Here is a 15,910-nt window from a genome sequence, read left to right as displayed (position 1 = left end):
GCCCGCCCCCGTCGCACAGCACAGCAGAAAGGCACACAGACATGACGCCATACGCGCGCCGCGGAGTGCACGGCCAGACCGTGGAGACTCTCGCGCGCCGGGTCCTGAGCGGCGAGATCCCCGAAGGGGCGACACTCGACCTCGTGGCGCTCCAGGGCGAGCTTGACGTCAGCCTGACCGCCCTGCGCGAATCCCTCAAGGTCCTCGCGGCCAAGGGGATCGTCGATGCCCGCCAGAAGCGCGGCACCTTCGTCAGAGCCCGCGCGGACTGGAATCTGCTCGACGCGGACGTGCTGCGCTGGCAGTTCGCCGACGGCACCGAATCGGGCGCCGACCTGGCACTCCTGCGCAACCTCGGGGAGGTCCGCGGCATCATCGAACCGGCCGCCGTCCGGCTGGCCGCGGAGCGCCGCACCGAGGCGGACCTGGCCACCCTCGAAGCCGCGATCACCGCGATGGGTGAGCAGGAGGGCGGGCCCGCCCACGCGGTCGAGGCGGACCTCGCCTTCCACCGCGCCCTCCTCGCGGCCACCCACAACGAACTGCTGGAACGCCTGGAGATGGTCATCGAGTCCGGCCTCGCCCACCGGGACGAGATCGTGCACAGCTCGCAAGCCGGCGAGGACCCGGTCCCGAGCCACCGGGCCGTCCTGGACGCCGTCCGCGACCGGGACCCGGCCGCCGCGGAACACGCCATGCGCGCACTGCTGGACCAGGCCGTCCGCGACCTCGACCGGGTGCACGGCACCGTCCCGGGCACAGAGGACGCGCCCGGCACCGGCGAGGGGACCGTGAACCGATGAAGATCACCCGTATCGAGACCTTCCTCGTACCGCCGCGCTGGCTCTTCTGCCGGATCGAGACCGACGAGGGCGTCGTCGGCTGGGGCGAACCCGTCGTCGAGGGCCGCGCCGAGGTCGTCCGGTCCGCCGTCGACGTCCTGGCCGAATACCTGATCGGCCAGGACCCGTTGCGCGTCCAGGACCACTGGCAGGTGCTCAGCAAGGGCGGCTTCTACCGGGGCGGCCCGGTGCTCTCCAGTGCCGTCGCCGGAATCGACCAGGCCCTGTGGGACATCGCGGGGAAGGCGTACGGCGCCCCCGTCCATGCCCTGCTCGGCGGCCCCGTGCGCGACCGGGTCCGGGTCTACGCCTGGGTCGGCGGCGACGAACCCGCCCGCCTCGCGGAGGAGGTCACCGCCCAGGTCGAGGCCGGCTTCACCGCCGTCAAGATGAACGCGGCCGGACGCACCTCACCGCTGGCCAGCCCCGCCGAGACCGCCGCCGTGGTGGAACGGGTCGCCGCCGTCCGCGACGTGCTCGGCCCCGGCCGCGACGTCGCCATCGACATGCACGGCCGGTTCGGACCGGCCGGCGCCCGCCGGGTGCTGCACGCCATCGAACCGCTGCACCCGCTGTTCGTGGAGGAACCCCTGCTGCCCGAGCAGGGGCATCTGCTGCCCGCCCTCACCGCCGCCACCTGCATCCCCATCGCCACCGGCGAACGGCTCTACGGGCGGGCCGACTTCCTGCCCGTACTGACGGCCGGGATCGCGGTCGCCCAGCCGGACCTCTCGCACGCCGGGGGCATCTCGGAGGTCCACCGCATCGGCTCCCTCGCCGAGACCTTCGGCGTGCAGCTCGCCCCGCACTGCCCGCTCGGCCCCATCGCGCTGGCGGCCAGCCTGCAGATCGCCTTCGCCACCCCGAACTTCCTCATCCAGGAGCAGAGCCGGGGCATCCACTACAACAAGGACGCCGACCTGCTGAGTTACGTCGTGGACACCGAGCCGTTCCGCTTCGACGCCGGCCACGCCCGGCGCACCGCCCTGCCGGGGCTCGGCGTCACCGTCGACGAGAGCGCGGTCCGCGCGGCCGACCGTTCCGGCCACGCCTGGCGCAACCCGGTGTGGCGGCACGACGACGGATCGTTCGCGGAGTGGTGAGCGCCCCGGTCCCGGTGCGGATCGAGACGGACCCGGCGCACGGCGGCCGGTGGACCTCGCTGCGGGCAGCCGGCCGCGAATGGCTCTGGCACCGGCCGGAACCGCGCCGCCCCGGAGCCCGGCCCGGCGACGCCTTCGCCGACGCCGGCGGCCTTGAGGAGTGTGTGCCGACGGTACGCGGCACCCCCGACCACGGCGACGCCTGGGCCCGGCCCTGGCACCGCGCGGCCGACGGCACCGAGTCCGCCGACTGCACCGACTTCCGGATCAGCCGGCTGATCCGCGCCGACGGGGACCGGGCGGTGGCCGAGTACCGGCTCACCGCCGAGCCCGGTTACCGTTTCCTGTGGGCCGCCCACGCCCTGCTCGACCTGGCGCCGGGCGCCCGCATCGGGATCGCGGACGGCACCCCGGTCCGCCACTACCCGGACGGCGGCGACGGGTACGTCCCGGGCGCCTGGCCCTCGGGCCTGGACCGGATCGGCCCGGACGACGGGACGGCCACCGGCGCGGTCGTCGACACCGGGCAGGTGTCCGTCCACGACGGGACGGCCGTGCTGCGGCTGGCCGTCGAGGCGGCGGGCCAGCCGGTGTCCGTCGCGCTGTGGCGCAACCTCGGCGGGTTCCCCGAGCAGGACCCGTACCGCTCGGTCGGCGTCGAACCGATGCTCGGCCGGGTCTTCGGGCTGGCCGCCGCGGGGGAGGGCGACGCCGCCGTCGTCCCGGCCTCTGGCGAGGCCCGCTGGCGCCTCACCGTGACGGCGCACACGACGCCGGACGTACAGCAAGACGTTGTAGTTGTAGAGGACAGCGTCGTACAGAACTAAGACGTACAGCCCAGACGTACAGAGCAACCAGAAGGGAACCCGCACGTGGAGCTGCTGACCGCGCTGCGCACCCACCGGATCGTCGCCATCGTGCGCGGCGCCGACGCGGATGCCGCACTCAGGACCGTCATCGCCCTGGCAGAGGAGGGACTCCCGCTCATCGAGGTCTCCCTCAGCGGACAGGACGCGCTCGGCGTCATCCGCCGGGCCCGCGCCGCCCTCGGCCCCGAGGCACCGCTCGGCGCCGGCACCGTCCTGACCGCCCAGGACGCGCAGGCGGTCCGTGACGCGGGGGCCGACTTCGTCGTCACCCCGGCCGTCTGCGAGGGCGTCACCGAGGCCAAGCGCCTCGGACTGCCGGTGCTGACCGGAGTCATGACCCCGAGCGACGTCGTCGCCGCCCAGCGGCTCGGCGCCGACGCCTACAAGCTCTTCCCCGCCGCGCAGGCCGGCGGCCCCGGCTACCTGAAGGCGCTGCGCGGACCGTTCCCCGGCCTGCCGTTCGTCCCGGTCGGCGGCGTGGACGCCGAAGCGGCCCGCGAATACCTGGCCCGGGGCGCCACCGCCGTGGGCGTCGGCTCCCCGCTGATCGGCGACGCGGCCGACGGCGGCAGCACCGACGCGCTGCGCGAACGCACCCGCGCCTTCCTGGACGCGGTACGCCTCCCGTCGGACGCCGTCCGCACTTCCCCGGACGCCGGGCGATGAGCGCCGGCGCACCGGCTGTCCAGTGGGCCGACCGGCTCGGGCTCGGTGAGGGCATCCGGGCGGTCGACGGCCGCATCGTCCTCGTCGACATCCTGACCGGCCGGCTGCTGACCGGCCCCGCGGACCGCACCGCACCGCTGACCCAGCTGGCCCGGCTCGACGAACCGCTGGGCGCGGTCGCCCCCGTCCACGGGCGCCCGGGGCACTGGATCGCCGCCGCCGGCACCGGCATCTGCCTGATCGCCCCGGACGGCGCCGCCGAGTGGCTGGCCCGTCCCGAGGAGGGGGCGGCGCACCCGACGCGGATGAACGACGCCGCCGCCGATCCGAGTGGCCGGTTCTGGGCGGGGAGCATGGCGTACGACGCGGTGGAGGGCGCCGGCTCCCTCTACCGGGTCGGCCACGACGGCACCGTGGACCGGGTGCTGGACGGGCTGACCGTGCCCAACGGCCCGGCGTTCACGGCGGACGGCTCCGCGATGTACCTCGCGGACAGCGCGAAGGGTGTCATCCGCCGCTACCCGGTGGACCCGGACAGCGGGCTGCCGCGTGCGCCGGAGACCTTCGCCGTGTTCGACGGGGGCAGCCCGGACGGCATGGCGGTCGACGCGGAGGGCGGCCTGTGGACCGCTGTCTGGGGCACCGGAACCGTCCACCGCCTCCGCCCCGACGGCGCCCCGGACCGGCAGATCCGGCTCCCCGCCGCCCAGCCCGCCGGGCTCTGCCTGGACGGCGACACCCTGTATGTCACCAGCGCCCGGCACGGGCTCGCCGCGCCCGGTCCGCTGGACGGTGCGGTGTTCTCCGTGCGCGTCGACGTCCCCGGTCTGCCCACCGCCGCCTACCGGCAGGAGAGCCCCGCGTGACCGCCGCGTCCGCCGCCCGGGCCAAAGAGCCCGCACGCCCCCCGGTGGCCTGCGTCGGGGAGACGATGGCCGCGCTGGTCCCGGACCCCGTCGCCCCGCTGGAGGATGCGGCGCGGCTCGGCGTCCGGATCGCGGGGGCCGAGTCCAACGTGGCCGTGTACCTCGCGGACCACGGGGTGCCCGCCCGCTGGGTCTCCGCCCTGGGCGACGACCCCTTCGGCCGCCGGATCCTCGGCGAGGTGGCCGCCGCCGGGGTCGACGTCACCGGGGTGCGCACCGACCCGCACCGCCCGACCGGGCTGCTGGTCAAGGACCCCGGCACCGAGTCCACCCGGGTCCACTACTACCGCCGCGGCTCGGCGGCCTCCGCCCTGACCGCGGACGTGCTGGAGGAGGACGCGGTACGCACCGCCGGGCTGGTCCACCTCAGCGGCATCACCCCGGCGCTCTCCGCGGACTGCCACGACCTGGTCGCGGCCCTGCTGGGGGTCCCCGCCGCGGAACGGCCCCGCCCGGTCAGCTTCGACGTCAACCACCGGCCCGCCCTGTGGCCGGAGGGCAGGGCGGCCGAGGTGCTGCTCGGCTTCGCCCGGCAGGCGGACATCACCTTCGTCGGCCTGGACGAGGCGCAGGCCCTGTGGGGCGCCGGGCTGACCGACGCGGCCGCCGTGCGCGCACTGCTGCCCCAGCCGCGCGTCCTGGTGGTCAAGGACGGCGGACGGGCCGCCACCGCCTTCGACGGCGACCGGGCGCACACCGTCCCGGCGCCCAGGGTCGCGGTCGTCGAACCGGTGGGCGCGGGCGACGCCTTCGCCGCCGGGTTCCTCGCGGGGCTGCTGCGCGGCGAGGGCACCGTACGGGCGCTGCGGCTCGGGCACCTCACCGCAGGCGCCGCGCTGCGGGTCACCGGCGACCACGGGCCGCTGCCGGACCCCGACCGGCTGGCCGCGCTGCTGGACGCGGGGGAGGAGGCGTGGGCCGCGGGCGAAATGACAGGCCACACGGCGCAGCTGGAACCGGACGGTCCCTCAGGCCCCCGTCCCACCCGCGGATCGCCGTAAATCAGCTTCGTCGTCCGGCAGCCGCCGGCCCCACCCGGGCCGGCCGGCGCCGACGGCGGGACCGGAGAACGGCCCGGTCCGCACCCCGAGCGGGGGTGCGGACCGGGCCGTTCGCGTTGTTCCGTGCGGCGGGCCTCAGGCCGTGGCGGGCTCCGGCTGCTCGGCCGCAGGACCGGGCACCTGCGGGGTGTCCACCGGCCGCTCGCGCTGCGACAGCAGGACGCGCACCACGCCGATCCAGACCAGGCACGAGCCGAACATGTGCAGCCCGACCAGGATCTCCGGGGTGTCGGTGAAGTACTGGACGTACCCGATCACGCCCTGCGCCATCAGGATCAGGAAGAGGTCCCGGGCCCGGTGCAGCGGCCCGACGGGCGCGTCGACGGCCTTCAGGACGAACCAGAGCGCGACGGTCAGCGCCACCACGACCCAGGCGAGATCGGCGTGCAGCTGCGCGATCGTCTTCCAGTCGATCGGGATGCGGTGGACGTCGCTGGAGTCCCCGGCGTGCCGGCCGGCCCCGGTGACGACGGTGCCGACGGCGATCAGCAGCCCGGCCGCGACGACCAGCAGCCAGGTCAGCTGCGAGACGGCCTTGCCGACCAGCGGGCGTGGCGCGGTGTCGCCCTCCCGGATCCGCTGCCAGGTCAGCAGGGCGATCGTGAGCAGGGCCGTGGCCAGCAGGAAGTGCGCCGCGACGGTGTACGGGTTCAGGCCGACCAGCACGACGACGCCACCGAGGACGGCGTTGCCCATCACCACCCAGAACTGCGCCCAGCCGAGCCGGGTGACGCTGCGGCGCCAGGGCTTCGCGGAGCGGGCGGCGATGATCGCCCAGCCGACCACGGCGCACAGGACGTAGGTGAGCATGCGGTTGCCGAACTCGATGGCGCCGTGCAGGCCCATCTCGCTCGTCGCTGTCAGCGAATCGTCGGAGCACTTGGGCCAGGTCGGGCAGCCGAGGCCGGAACCGGTCAGCCGGACCGCGCCGCCGGCCACGATGATCACCACGGCCAGCACGACGGACGTCATGGCGGCGCGCCTGACGGTCCGGGGGGACGGCGTCCAGCGTTCGGCGATGTACTGAAGCGGGTTCCGCACGGCTTGAGCGACTTCGGCTCGGGTCAGCTTGGGCACGCGCACCATCGTAGGCGGCCGCTTGTGCAAGCTTTCACGAGGGGGACGAATCGTGCCCGCGAGTGTCCGGCGTCACTCCCGGCGGTCCGGGGCCACTCCGGCGGTCCCGGGTCACTCCCAGCGGAAGAACCGCGCCGCCGCGCCCAGGCCCAGCACCGCCCAGACGGCCAGGATCCCGAGGTCGCCCCACGGCATCGCCGCACCGTGCTGGAGCACGTCGCGCAGCCCGTCCGACAGGGCCGCGATCGGCAGCAGCCCCAGCACCGACTGGACCGCGTCCGGGAACTTGTCGAGCGGCACGATGACCCCGCCGCCGACCAGCAGCAGCAGGAAGACCAGGTTGGCCGCGGCGAGGGTCGCCTCCGCCTTCAGCGTCCCGGCCATCAGCAGCCCGAGACCGGAGAACGCGGCGGTGCCGAGCACGAGCAGCAGCAGCACGGCGAACGGGTTGCCGTGCGGCGACCAGCCCAGCGCGAAGGCGATCACCGTCAGCAGCACCACTTGGAGCACCTCCGTGACCAGTACCGCCAGCGTCTTGGCGGTCATCAGCGCCCAGCGGGGGAGCGGGGACGCGCCGAGCCGCTTCAGTACCCCGTACCGCCGCTCGAAGCCGGTGGCGATGGCCTGGCCGGTGAAGGCGGTGGACATCACGGCGAGCGCGAGGATGCCGGGGGTCAGGAAGTCGACCGGTTCGCCCGAGCCGGTGTCCACGATGTCGACCGCGCTGAACAGCACGAGCAGCAGGGTCGGGATGACCACCGTCAGCAGCAGCTGCTCGCCGTTGCGCAGCAGCATCCGGGTCTCCAGCGCGGTCTGCGCGGCGATCATCCGGGGCAGCGGGGCGGCGCCCGGCCGGGGGGTGTACGTACCGGCGCTCATGCGCGCAGCTCCTTGCCGGTCAGTTCCAGGAAGACGTCCTCCAGGGTGTGGCGCTCGACGGAGATGCCGGAGGGCATCACGCCGTTCTGCGCGCACCAGGAGGTGACGGTGGCGAGCAGCTGAGGATCGACGTCGCCGGTGATGCGGTACGTGCCCGTGCTGAGCTCGGCCGCCTCCGAGCCGTCGGGCAGCGCCTTCAGCAGGGAGCCGAGGTCGAGGCCGGGGCGGCCGGTGAAGCGCAGGGTGTTCTCGGCGCCGCCGCGGCAGAGCGTCTCCGGGCTGCCCTGGGCGACGATCCGGCCCGCGTCGATGATCGCGACGTCGTCGGCGAGCTCCTCCGCCTCGTCCATGAAGTGGGTGGTGAGCACGGTGGACACGCCGTCGGTGCGCAGTTCCCGGACGAGGTCCCAGGTGGAGCGGCGGGCCTGCGGGTCGAGGCCGGCGGTCGGCTCGTCGAGGAAGACCAGTTCGGGGCGGCCGACGACGGCCATCGCGAGGGCGAGCCGCTGCTGCTGGCCGCCGGAGAGCCGGCGGTAGGTGGTGCGGCCGCAGCCGCCGAGCCCCAGGCGCTCGATCAGGGCGTCCACGTCGAGCGGGTGGGCGTGGAGTTTCGCCATGTGGCGGAGCATCTCGTCGGCGCGGGCGCCGGAGTAGACGCCGCCGGACTGGAGCATCACGCCGATCCGGGGGCGCAGGCGCGCCGAGTCGGTGACGGGGTCGAGTCCGAGGACCCGTACCGTCCCCCCGTCCGGACGGCGGTACCCCTCGCAGGTCTCGATGGTGGTGGTCTTGCCGGCGCCGTTGGGGCCGAGGACCGCGGTGACCGCGCCGGCGCCCATGCAGAGGTCGAGGCCGGCGACCGCGGTCTTGTTTCCGTACCGCTTCACCAGGGAGGTGATGTGGACGACGGGCTCGCTTGTCATGGTGGGCAAGTCTAGGGACCGTCCGGAGCTGCCCGTCCGGCAGGGCGGACGCCGTCGGGGCCGGCCCGGCCGGGGCGCGGTGGATCCGACGACCCGGGGTTCGGCCGCCACGGCCGTACGGCCCTGTACTGACGGGCCCGGACGCCGTTCGGGCGATTGGTCCGGCGTGTGGCAAGTCCACGACAACGTGACGGGTGTCGCACACTCGCCAGCGGTACTCCTTGTTGCGGTGCGCTGACGTACGTCAGGATCCGGGCATCTCTTCGCGCTTCCCCGGTTGTGACAAGGAGTTCCGCATGCCCGGATCCAGACGGTTCCCGCTCCTGGCGCCCGCGTTCGCGCTCACCGCAGCGATGGGAGCCTCGCTGCTCGGCGCGGTCACCGCCGCCGCCGACCCCACGCCGTCGGCGGCGGGCGTGCTCCACGACAAGGCGCAGAGCAAGGTCGTCCGGCAACTCGACAAACAGGACACCACGACCTTCTGGGTGCGGCTCGACTCGGAGGCGGACACCTCGGCGGCCCGCAGGACGAAGAAGAAGACGGACAAGGACCGCGCGGTCATCGAGGCCAAGACCGCGCACGCGGACCAGAGCCAGAAGGCGCTGCGGGCCCTCCTGAAGAAGGCGGGCGCGCACTACACCTCGTACTGGATCACCAACACCGTCGAGGTCACCGGCGACAAGGCCCTGGCCGAGAAAATCGCCGCCCGGCCCGAGGTGGCCTCGATCGAGGCCGACACCGTGCTGCGGCTGCCCGACACCATGAAGGGCAAGGCGGAGCCCGGGGTCGACGGCGTCGAGTGGAACATCGACGCCATCAAGGCGCCCAAGGTGTGGGACGAGGTGGGGACGCGCGGGGAGGGGGTCGTCATCGCCGGCATCGACACCGGCGTCGACTACCAGCACCCCACCCTCCAGGGCGGCTACCGAGGTCTGAAGACAGACGGTTCCTACGACCACGCCTACAACTGGTTCGACGCGACGGCCAGTTGTCCGGGCAACGCGCCCTGCGACGACTACGGCCACGGCACCCACACCATGGGCACCATGGTCGGTGACGACGGCGACGGCGACGGCAACGCCATCGGCGTCGCGCCGGGCGCCCAGTGGATCGCCGCCAAGGGGTGCACCACGACGGGCTGTCCGCAGGACGCGCTGCTCTCGGCCGGCCAGTGGATCCTCGCGCCCACCGACGCGATCGGGCAGCACCCGCGCCCGGACCTCGCCCCCGACGTGGTGAACAACTCGTGGGGCGGCGACGTCGTCGACACCTGGTACAAGGCGATGGTCCAGGCATGGGTGGACGCGGGGATCTTCCCGGCGTTCTCCAACGGCAACGCGGGCCCGGACTGCGCGACTGCCGGAGCACCCGGCGCGTACACCAACACCTACGCCTCCGGCGCCTTCGGCAGCGACGGGAAGATCGCCGGGTTCTCCTCGCGCGGCTCCGGCGAGGGCGGCGCGATCAAGCCGGACATCGCCGCCCCCGGCGTGGACGTCCGCTCCGCCGCGCCCGGCGGCGGCTACGCCGTCGAGTCCGGTACGTCGATGGCCTCCCCGCACACCGCGGCCACGGTCGCCCTGATGTGGTCGGTGTCCCCGGCGATCCGAGGCGACATCGCGGCCACCGAACGCCTCCTCGACCAGACCGCGACCGACGCCGACGACACCACCTGTGGCGGCACCGCGGCCGAAAACAACGTCTACGGGGAGGGCCGCCTCGACGCGTACGCCGCGGTCAACGCCACACCGCGCGGTCCCCTCGGCGCGGTGAGCGGCACGGTCACCACCGACGGCTCGCCGCTGGCCGGCGCCACCGTCGAACTCGACGGACCGATGTACGCGACCGCGACAACCGGCGAGGACGGCACATACGCACTGCCGAAGGTGATGGTGGGCGACTACGCCGTCAAGGTCTCCAAGTTCGGGTACGTGACCGCCACCTCCACCGCCACCGTCACCGAGGGCGCCACCACGACCCGCGACGCCGATCTCCGTGTCGCACCGCGTGCCACCCTCACCGGCGCCGTCCGCACCCAGGGCGGCCCGGAGGCCGGGGCGACGATCGAGGTGACCGGGGCCCCGGTCACCGCCACCACCGCGGACGATGGCCGCTACACGCTCGAACTCCCGTCGGGCAGCTACCAGTTGAAGGTCACTCCGACCTCTCGCTGCGCCGCCGTCGGCACGTTCGCCGTCGAGGCCGCGGAGGGTGCCAACACCAAGGACCTCACGCTGCCCAGCCGCACCGACAACTTCGGCACCACCTGCCAGGTCACCCAGGACGCGGCCTTCCCGTCGGGCACCACGAAGCTGAACACCAGCAGCGAGTACGACGGTTCGGCCGGCATCGCGCTTCCCTTCCCGGTCGCCCTGTACGGCAAGACGTACCGCAGCGCCTCCGCGAACGTCGAGGGCTTCCTGTCCTTCGAGCAGTCCGTCAACCTCTCGACGAACGGGACGCTGCCCACCGCCGGTCTGCCGAACGGCTCGCTCTACCCCTTCTGGGACAACCTGCAGATCGCCAGTGACAACGGCGGTCTGTACTGGGCGACCCGGGGGGCGGCCCCGCACCGCGAGGTCGTCGTCGAGTGGCGGAACATGGTGCCGAGCAGCGACCGCACGCAGAAGCTCAGCTTCTCCGTGGTGATCGGTGAGGACGGCACGTACTCCTTCCACTACAAGGACCCCTCCGGCGGCGCGGCCGCGCGGGGCACCGGAGCCACCATCGGTGCCGAGAACGCGGACGGAACCGACTCCCTGCTCTACGCGTACGACGAGGACGCCGTCACCGACGGACTGGCCATCGACTTCCGGCCCGACCGCAGTGCGGCGCTCTCCGGCACCGTGACCGACGCCAACGACGGCAAGGCGGTCTCCGGCGCCGCCGTCACCGTCTCCCGCGACGGCAAGCAGGTCGCCGCCGGCACCACCGCGAGCGACGGCGCCTACCTTGTACAGGTCCCGGCGACCGACAAGGCCGACTACACGGTCACCGTGTCCGCCGCCCACTACACGACCGGCACCCGCACCGTCTCCCTCGCCGCCCACAGCACCGAACGCGCCGCCACCGCGCTGGACACGGGCCTGGTCACCGTCACCCCGAAGGCGGCGATGACCCTGGTCGTGCCCGTCGGAGAGTCACGGCAGCGCACCCTCACCCTGGCCAACTCCGCCTCCGCCGCCGACTACACGGTGAAGGAGGCCGGCGGCGCGGGCTGGTTCAGCGCCGCCCCGGCCGCCGGACGCCTCGGCAAGGGCGAGCAGCGGAAGGCCGTGCTGACCTTCGACACCACCGGTCTCACACCCGGCACCGTCCTGAAGGGCGCCGTCGTCATCGCCTCCGACAGCGGCCGCGCACCCGAGACCAGGGTGCCGGTGACCCTGGTCGTGCCCGCCTACCAGGCCGCGCTCGACGCCGGCGCCGGCCAGGCGTTCACCGACCACGACGGGGACACCTGGGGACCGGACCGGAAGTACACGGCCGGCTCCTACGGCTTCGTCGGCGCCTCCACGAAGGTGAGCACCACCAACGCCATCGAGGACACCGCCGACCAGAAGCTGCTGCGCACCGCCCGTGAGGGCGCCCTCGAATACCGCTTCGACCAGGTGCCCGACGGCGTCTACCGGATCGACCTGGACTTCGCCGAACTCGGCAGGGCCGGTGCGGGCAGCCGCGTCACGGACGTGCTGGCCGAGGGCGTCCTCCAGGTGCCCGACCTGGACATCGCCAAGGAGACCGGCGGCAGCTACCGCGCGCTCACCAAGGCCCTCACGGTCAAGGTCACCGACGGGCAGCTGAACCTGCGCCTGGTGGCCGTCGCCGACGAGGAGACCCTCGTCAACGCCGTACGGATCACCCAGCGGCCCGACCTCACCCCGGCCGGCTGACACCCGCCACCACCCCTGCCCACGTGCGTATCCGGGCGGCGTCGGGCTCACCCGCCGCCGCCCGGCCAGAGGAGGAACCCGACGTGAACCGACGCAGACCCCGGTGGCAAGGACTGTTCGCCGCCGCACTGGCCACCGCCGTGGGGGCGCCCTTCCTGGGCGCGCTGCCCGCGGCGGCGGCCGACCCCGGACCGAAGCCCGCCGCGCTGCTCCGGAAGGCCGACGGGCAGGTGCTCAAGGCCCTCGGCAGCAAGGACCGCGTCTCGTTCTGGGTCCAGCTCGACTCGCAGGCCGACACCTCGGCGGCCCGCAAGGCGAAGAAGAAGGCCGACAAGGACCGCGCCGTCATCGAGGCGAAGACCGCCCACGCGGACAGGAGCCAGAAGGCGCTGCGCGCGCTGCTGAAGAACGCGGGCGCGCACTACACGCCGTACTGGATCAGCAACACGATCGAGGTCACCGGCGACAAGGCGCTCGCCGAGAAGATCGCCGCCCGCCCCGAGGTCGCCTCGATCCGCGCCGACGAGGCCGTCAAGCTCCCCGTGCCCCTCAACGCCACGACGGAGCCCAAGGTCAACGGCGTCGAGTGGAACATCGACCGGATCAACGCGCCCAAGGTCTGGAACGAGTTCGGGGTACGCGGCGAGGGCGTCGTCATCGGCAGCATCGACACCGGCGTCGACTACCGGCACCCCGCGCTCGCGGCGAGCTACCGGGGACTGAAGGCCGACGGCTCCTACGACCACTCCTACAACTGGTTCGACGCCGTCGGCACCTGCGCCGGAGACGCGCCCTGCGACGACTACGGCCACGGCACCCACACGGTGGGCAGCATGGTCGGCGACGACGGCAACGGCAACGCCATCGGCGTCGCACCCGGCGCGAGCTGGATCGCCGCCAAGGGCTGCGGAACCGAGAGCTGCCCCCAGTCGGCGCTGCTCGCGGCCGGTCAGTGGATGCTCGCGCCCACCGACGCCGACGGCGAGAACCCGCGCCCGGACCTCGCCCCCGACGTGATCAACAACTCCTGGGGCGCCGACTCCCTCGACACCTGGTACCAGGCCATGGTCCAGGGCTGGCGCGACGCGGGCATCTTCCCCGCGTTCTCCAACGGCAACTCCGGCCCCTCCTGCGACACCGCGGGCTCCCCGGGCGCGTACAACAACACCTACTCCTCCGGCGCCCTCGACAGCAGCGACAGGATCGCGGACTTCTCCGCCCGCGGCCCCGGCGTCGACGGCAGGGTCAAGCCGGACATCGCCGCACCCGGGGTCAACATCCGCTCGGCGGCGCCCGGCGGCGGCTACGTCGCGAAGTCCGGTACGTCGATGGCCTCGCCGCACACCGCCGCCACGGTGGCCCTGATCTGGTCGGCGGCGCCCTCGCTGCGCGGCGACGTCGCGGCGACAGAGGCGCTCCTGAACGACGCGGCGACCGATGTGGACGCGACGTCCTGCGGCGGCACCGCGGAGTTCAACAACATCTACGGTCACGGCCGCCTCGACGCGTACGCCGCGGTCTCCGCCGCCCCGCGCACGAACGTCGGCGCCCTCACCGGCACCGTCACCGCCGATGGCGAACCGGCCGCCGAGATCCAGGTCGACGTCGACGGGCCGATGCACGCGAGCGTGCACACGAAGACGGACGGGACGTACTCGCTCCCGCGCCTGGTGGCCGGCGACTACCGGGTGACCGTGAGCAAGTTCGGCTACGTCACCGTGACGGCCGACGTCACCGTAGCGGAGGACACGACCGTCACCCACGACGCGGCGCTCACCACCGCTCCCACCGGTACGGTGACGGGCACCGTGACCAGCGCGTCCGGCCCCGAGGCCGAGGTGACGGTCAAGGTGCAGGGCACGCCCGTACGCGTCGAGACCGGCGCCGACGGCAGGTACACACTCACCGTGCCCGTCGGCAGCTACCGGTTCGGCGTGACCCCGCTCAACCACTGCGCGGCCGCCGTCGGCGTCGCTGTCGCCGTGGCCAAGGGCGCCAACAGCAGGAACGTCGCGCTCGCCTCCCGAGCAGACGTCTTCGGCACCACCTGCCGGCAGACCACGGAGGCGTACCCGGCCGGGGACACGCGGCTCACCCTCAACCCGCCGACCGGCTCCTACGCCCCCGTCACCCTCCCCTTCCCGGTCGCCCTGTACGGGCACACCTACGACAAGGGCTGGGTGACCCGCGACGGGCAGCTGGTCTTCGGCTCGCTGTACATGGGTGACAACGGCGGCCTGCCCAGCACCTCGGGGGCCAACGGCGCGCTCTCCCCGTTCTGGGACCAGCTCGCCACGGACGCCTCCTCCGGCGTCTACACGTCCGTGCGGGGCTCCGCGCCGCACCGCGAGTACGTCGTGGAGTGGCGCGACATGCTGCTCGCCCGGGACCCCTCGCAGCGCATCGGCTTCGCCGCCACGATCAGCGAGGACGGCACGTACACCTTCCACTACAAGGACATCGGGGACGGCGCCTTCGAGCACGGCGGCGGCGCCACGATCGGCGCAGAGAACCACGACGGCACCGACGCGTTCCTGTACTCCCTCAACGAGCGCTCGCTGCGCGACGGCACGGCGATCCGCTTCCGGCCCGAGGGCCACGCCGTCGTCTCCGGCACGGTCACCGACGCCAACGACGGCAAGCCGGTGTCCGGCGCCACCGTCGCGGTCACCCGGAGCGGCACGGCGGTCGACACCGTCAGCACGCGCGCCGACGGCAGCTACCTGACGCAGATCCCGGCGACCACGGCGGTGAGCCACCGGATCTCCGTCACGGCGCCGCACTACATGACCGGGAACAGCACCTTCACGCTCCAGAGCCTCTCCGCGGTGGGCACCGCGACGGCCCTGCGCACCGGAGCGGTGTCGTACGAGACCGACGCGGACCAGCAGCTGATCATGACCGCGGGGGAGCGGCGCACCCGCACGCTCACCCTCACGAACAGCGGAGCCCCGGCCGCCTACACGGTCGCGGAGAAGAACGGCGCGGCCTGGCTGAAGGTGTCCCCGGCCTCCGGCAGCCTCGCCACCGGCGCCGGCAAGGCGGTCACGCTCACCTTCGACACCACCGCCGCCACGCCCGGCACGGTGCTCACCGGCACTCTCGTGATCGCCTCGGAGAGCGGCCGCGCGCCGTCCCTCTCGCTGCCGATCGAGGTTGTCGTGCCCGCCTACCGGACGGGGATCGACGTCGGGGCGGACACCGCCTCCGTGGACGGGGCCGGTGACACCTGGTCGCCGGACCTCGGGTACGCGGACGGCTCCTACGGCTACGTCGGCAGGGCCACCACGCCGACGTACACCCGCAAGGACATCGCGGGCGCCGCCGGCTCCCGGCAGCAGCAGCTGCTGCGCTCGGGCCGCCAGGGCGTGACGGAGTACCGCTTCGACGCCGTTCCGAACGGCACCTACGAGGTAGAGCTGGGCTTCGCGGAGCCCGCCGCGATGAAGCCCGGACAGCGGGTCTTCGACGTGACGGCGGAGGGCGCCGAGAAGGTCTCCGACATCGACGTCCGGCTGGAGTCCGGGGGCGTCCGCACGGCGCTGGCCAAGACCTTCACGGTCAAGGTCACCGACGGCGGGCTGGAGGTGGGACTGTCCGCGATCAGGGGCGACACCCTGATCAATTCCATCCGGGTGACGCAACGGCCCGATCTGATCTGAAACCGCCGCCAC

Annotated in this window: 11 protein-coding genes; 8 read left to right on the top strand and 3 right to left on the bottom strand. The window is 73.5% G+C overall.

Annotated features, from left to right (window positions below):
- The first annotated feature begins 41 nt into the window (after nucleotides 1–41).
- The 6 genes from OG892_RS08605 to OG892_RS08580 all read left to right on the top strand — a co-directional run bounded on the left by OG892_RS08605 (nucleotide 42) and on the right by OG892_RS08580 (nucleotide 5,407).
- Nucleotides 42–803: a FadR/GntR family transcriptional regulator gene (locus tag OG892_RS08605; RefSeq protein ID WP_371628834.1), complete on the top strand. Its 762-nt coding sequence runs from the start codon at nucleotides 42–44 to the stop codon at nucleotides 801–803.
- Entirely contained in the window at nucleotides 800–1,945 is a 1,146-nt protein-coding gene (gene dgoD / locus OG892_RS08600) for a galactonate dehydratase (protein ID WP_073735384.1), read from the top strand. The genes OG892_RS08605 and dgoD overlap by 4 nt, the downstream gene beginning before the upstream one ends.
- Nucleotides 1,942–2,772 carry a hypothetical protein gene (locus OG892_RS08595; RefSeq protein ID WP_371631599.1) on the top strand — a complete coding sequence of 277 codons (831 nt, stop codon included), beginning with the start codon at nucleotides 1,942–1,944 and terminating at the stop codon, nucleotides 2,770–2,772. The genes dgoD and OG892_RS08595 overlap by 4 nt, the downstream gene beginning before the upstream one ends.
- 45 nt (nucleotides 2,773–2,817) lie before the next feature.
- A complete protein-coding gene (locus OG892_RS08590; RefSeq protein WP_073735382.1) occupies nucleotides 2,818–3,480 on the top strand; it encodes a bifunctional 4-hydroxy-2-oxoglutarate aldolase/2-dehydro-3-deoxy-phosphogluconate aldolase in 663 nt (220 codons plus the stop codon).
- Nucleotides 3,477–4,346, top strand: coding sequence for an SMP-30/gluconolactonase/LRE family protein (locus OG892_RS08585; protein WP_371628833.1), 870 nt, complete (start codon nucleotides 3,477–3,479; stop codon nucleotides 4,344–4,346). The genes OG892_RS08590 and OG892_RS08585 overlap by 4 nt, the downstream gene beginning before the upstream one ends.
- A 65-nt stretch (nucleotides 4,347–4,411) precedes the next feature.
- Nucleotides 4,412–5,407 (top strand): sugar kinase, encoded by a 996-nt coding sequence (locus OG892_RS08580; protein WP_371631598.1) that lies wholly within the window; start codon nucleotides 4,412–4,414, stop codon nucleotides 5,405–5,407.
- 135 nt (nucleotides 5,408–5,542) lie between these two features.
- Here OG892_RS08580 and OG892_RS08575 read toward each other — a convergent pair whose 3' ends face one another.
- The 3 genes from OG892_RS08575 to OG892_RS08565 all read right to left on the bottom strand — a co-directional run bounded on the left by OG892_RS08575 (nucleotide 5,543) and on the right by OG892_RS08565 (nucleotide 8,346).
- A complete protein-coding gene (locus OG892_RS08575; RefSeq protein WP_073735380.1) occupies nucleotides 5,543–6,553 on the bottom strand; it encodes a heme A synthase in 1,011 nt (336 codons plus the stop codon).
- Between the two features lie 102 nt (nucleotides 6,554–6,655).
- A complete protein-coding gene (locus OG892_RS08570) occupies nucleotides 6,656–7,423 on the bottom strand; it encodes an ABC transporter permease (RefSeq protein WP_073735379.1) in 768 nt (255 codons plus the stop codon).
- A complete protein-coding gene (locus OG892_RS08565) occupies nucleotides 7,420–8,346 on the bottom strand; it encodes an ABC transporter ATP-binding protein (RefSeq protein WP_073735378.1) in 927 nt (308 codons plus the stop codon). The genes OG892_RS08570 and OG892_RS08565 overlap by 4 nt, the downstream gene beginning before the upstream one ends.
- Before the next feature lie 296 nt (nucleotides 8,347–8,642).
- On the opposite strand from OG892_RS08565, the gene OG892_RS08560 reads away from it, so the two are divergent.
- Entirely contained in the window at nucleotides 8,643–12,236 is a 3,594-nt protein-coding gene (locus OG892_RS08560) for a S8 family serine peptidase (RefSeq protein WP_371628832.1), read from the top strand.
- Between the two features lie 83 nt (nucleotides 12,237–12,319).
- Nucleotides 12,320–15,898, top strand: coding sequence for a S8 family serine peptidase (locus OG892_RS08555; protein ID WP_371628831.1), 3,579 nt, complete (start codon nucleotides 12,320–12,322; stop codon nucleotides 15,896–15,898).
- Nucleotides 15,899–15,910 lie beyond the last annotated feature (12 nt).

Source organism: Streptomyces sp. NBC_00341 (genome assembly GCF_041435055.1).
GTDB lineage: Bacteria > Actinomycetota > Actinomycetes > Streptomycetales > Streptomycetaceae > Streptomyces.
Note: the sequence above shows the minus strand (reverse complement) of the source record. Positions and strands in the feature narration are given on the sequence as shown.

Excerpts from the sequence above, each read along its gene's own strand:
- OG892_RS08565 (WP_073735378.1), bottom strand. The coding sequence starts at position 8,346 with ATGACAAGCGAGCCCGTCGTCCACATCACCTCCCTGGTGAAGCGGTAC.
- dgoD (WP_073735384.1), top strand. The coding sequence starts at position 800 with ATGAAGATCACCCGTATCGAGACCTTCCTCGTACCGCCGCGCTGGCTC.
- OG892_RS08605 (WP_371628834.1), top strand. The coding sequence starts at position 42 with ATGACGCCATACGCGCGCCGCGGAGTGCACGGCCAGACCGTGGAGACT.
- OG892_RS08570 (WP_073735379.1), bottom strand. The coding sequence starts at position 7,423 with ATGAGCGCCGGTACGTACACCCCCCGGCCGGGCGCCGCCCCGCTGCCC.
- OG892_RS08575 (WP_073735380.1), bottom strand. The coding sequence starts at position 6,553 with ATGGTGCGCGTGCCCAAGCTGACCCGAGCCGAAGTCGCTCAAGCCGTG.
- OG892_RS08580 (WP_371631598.1), top strand. The coding sequence starts at position 4,412 with ATGGCCGCGCTGGTCCCGGACCCCGTCGCCCCGCTGGAGGATGCGGCG.
- OG892_RS08585 (WP_371628833.1), top strand. The coding sequence starts at position 3,477 with ATGAGCGCCGGCGCACCGGCTGTCCAGTGGGCCGACCGGCTCGGGCTC.
- OG892_RS08560 (WP_371628832.1), top strand. The coding sequence starts at position 8,643 with ATGCCCGGATCCAGACGGTTCCCGCTCCTGGCGCCCGCGTTCGCGCTC.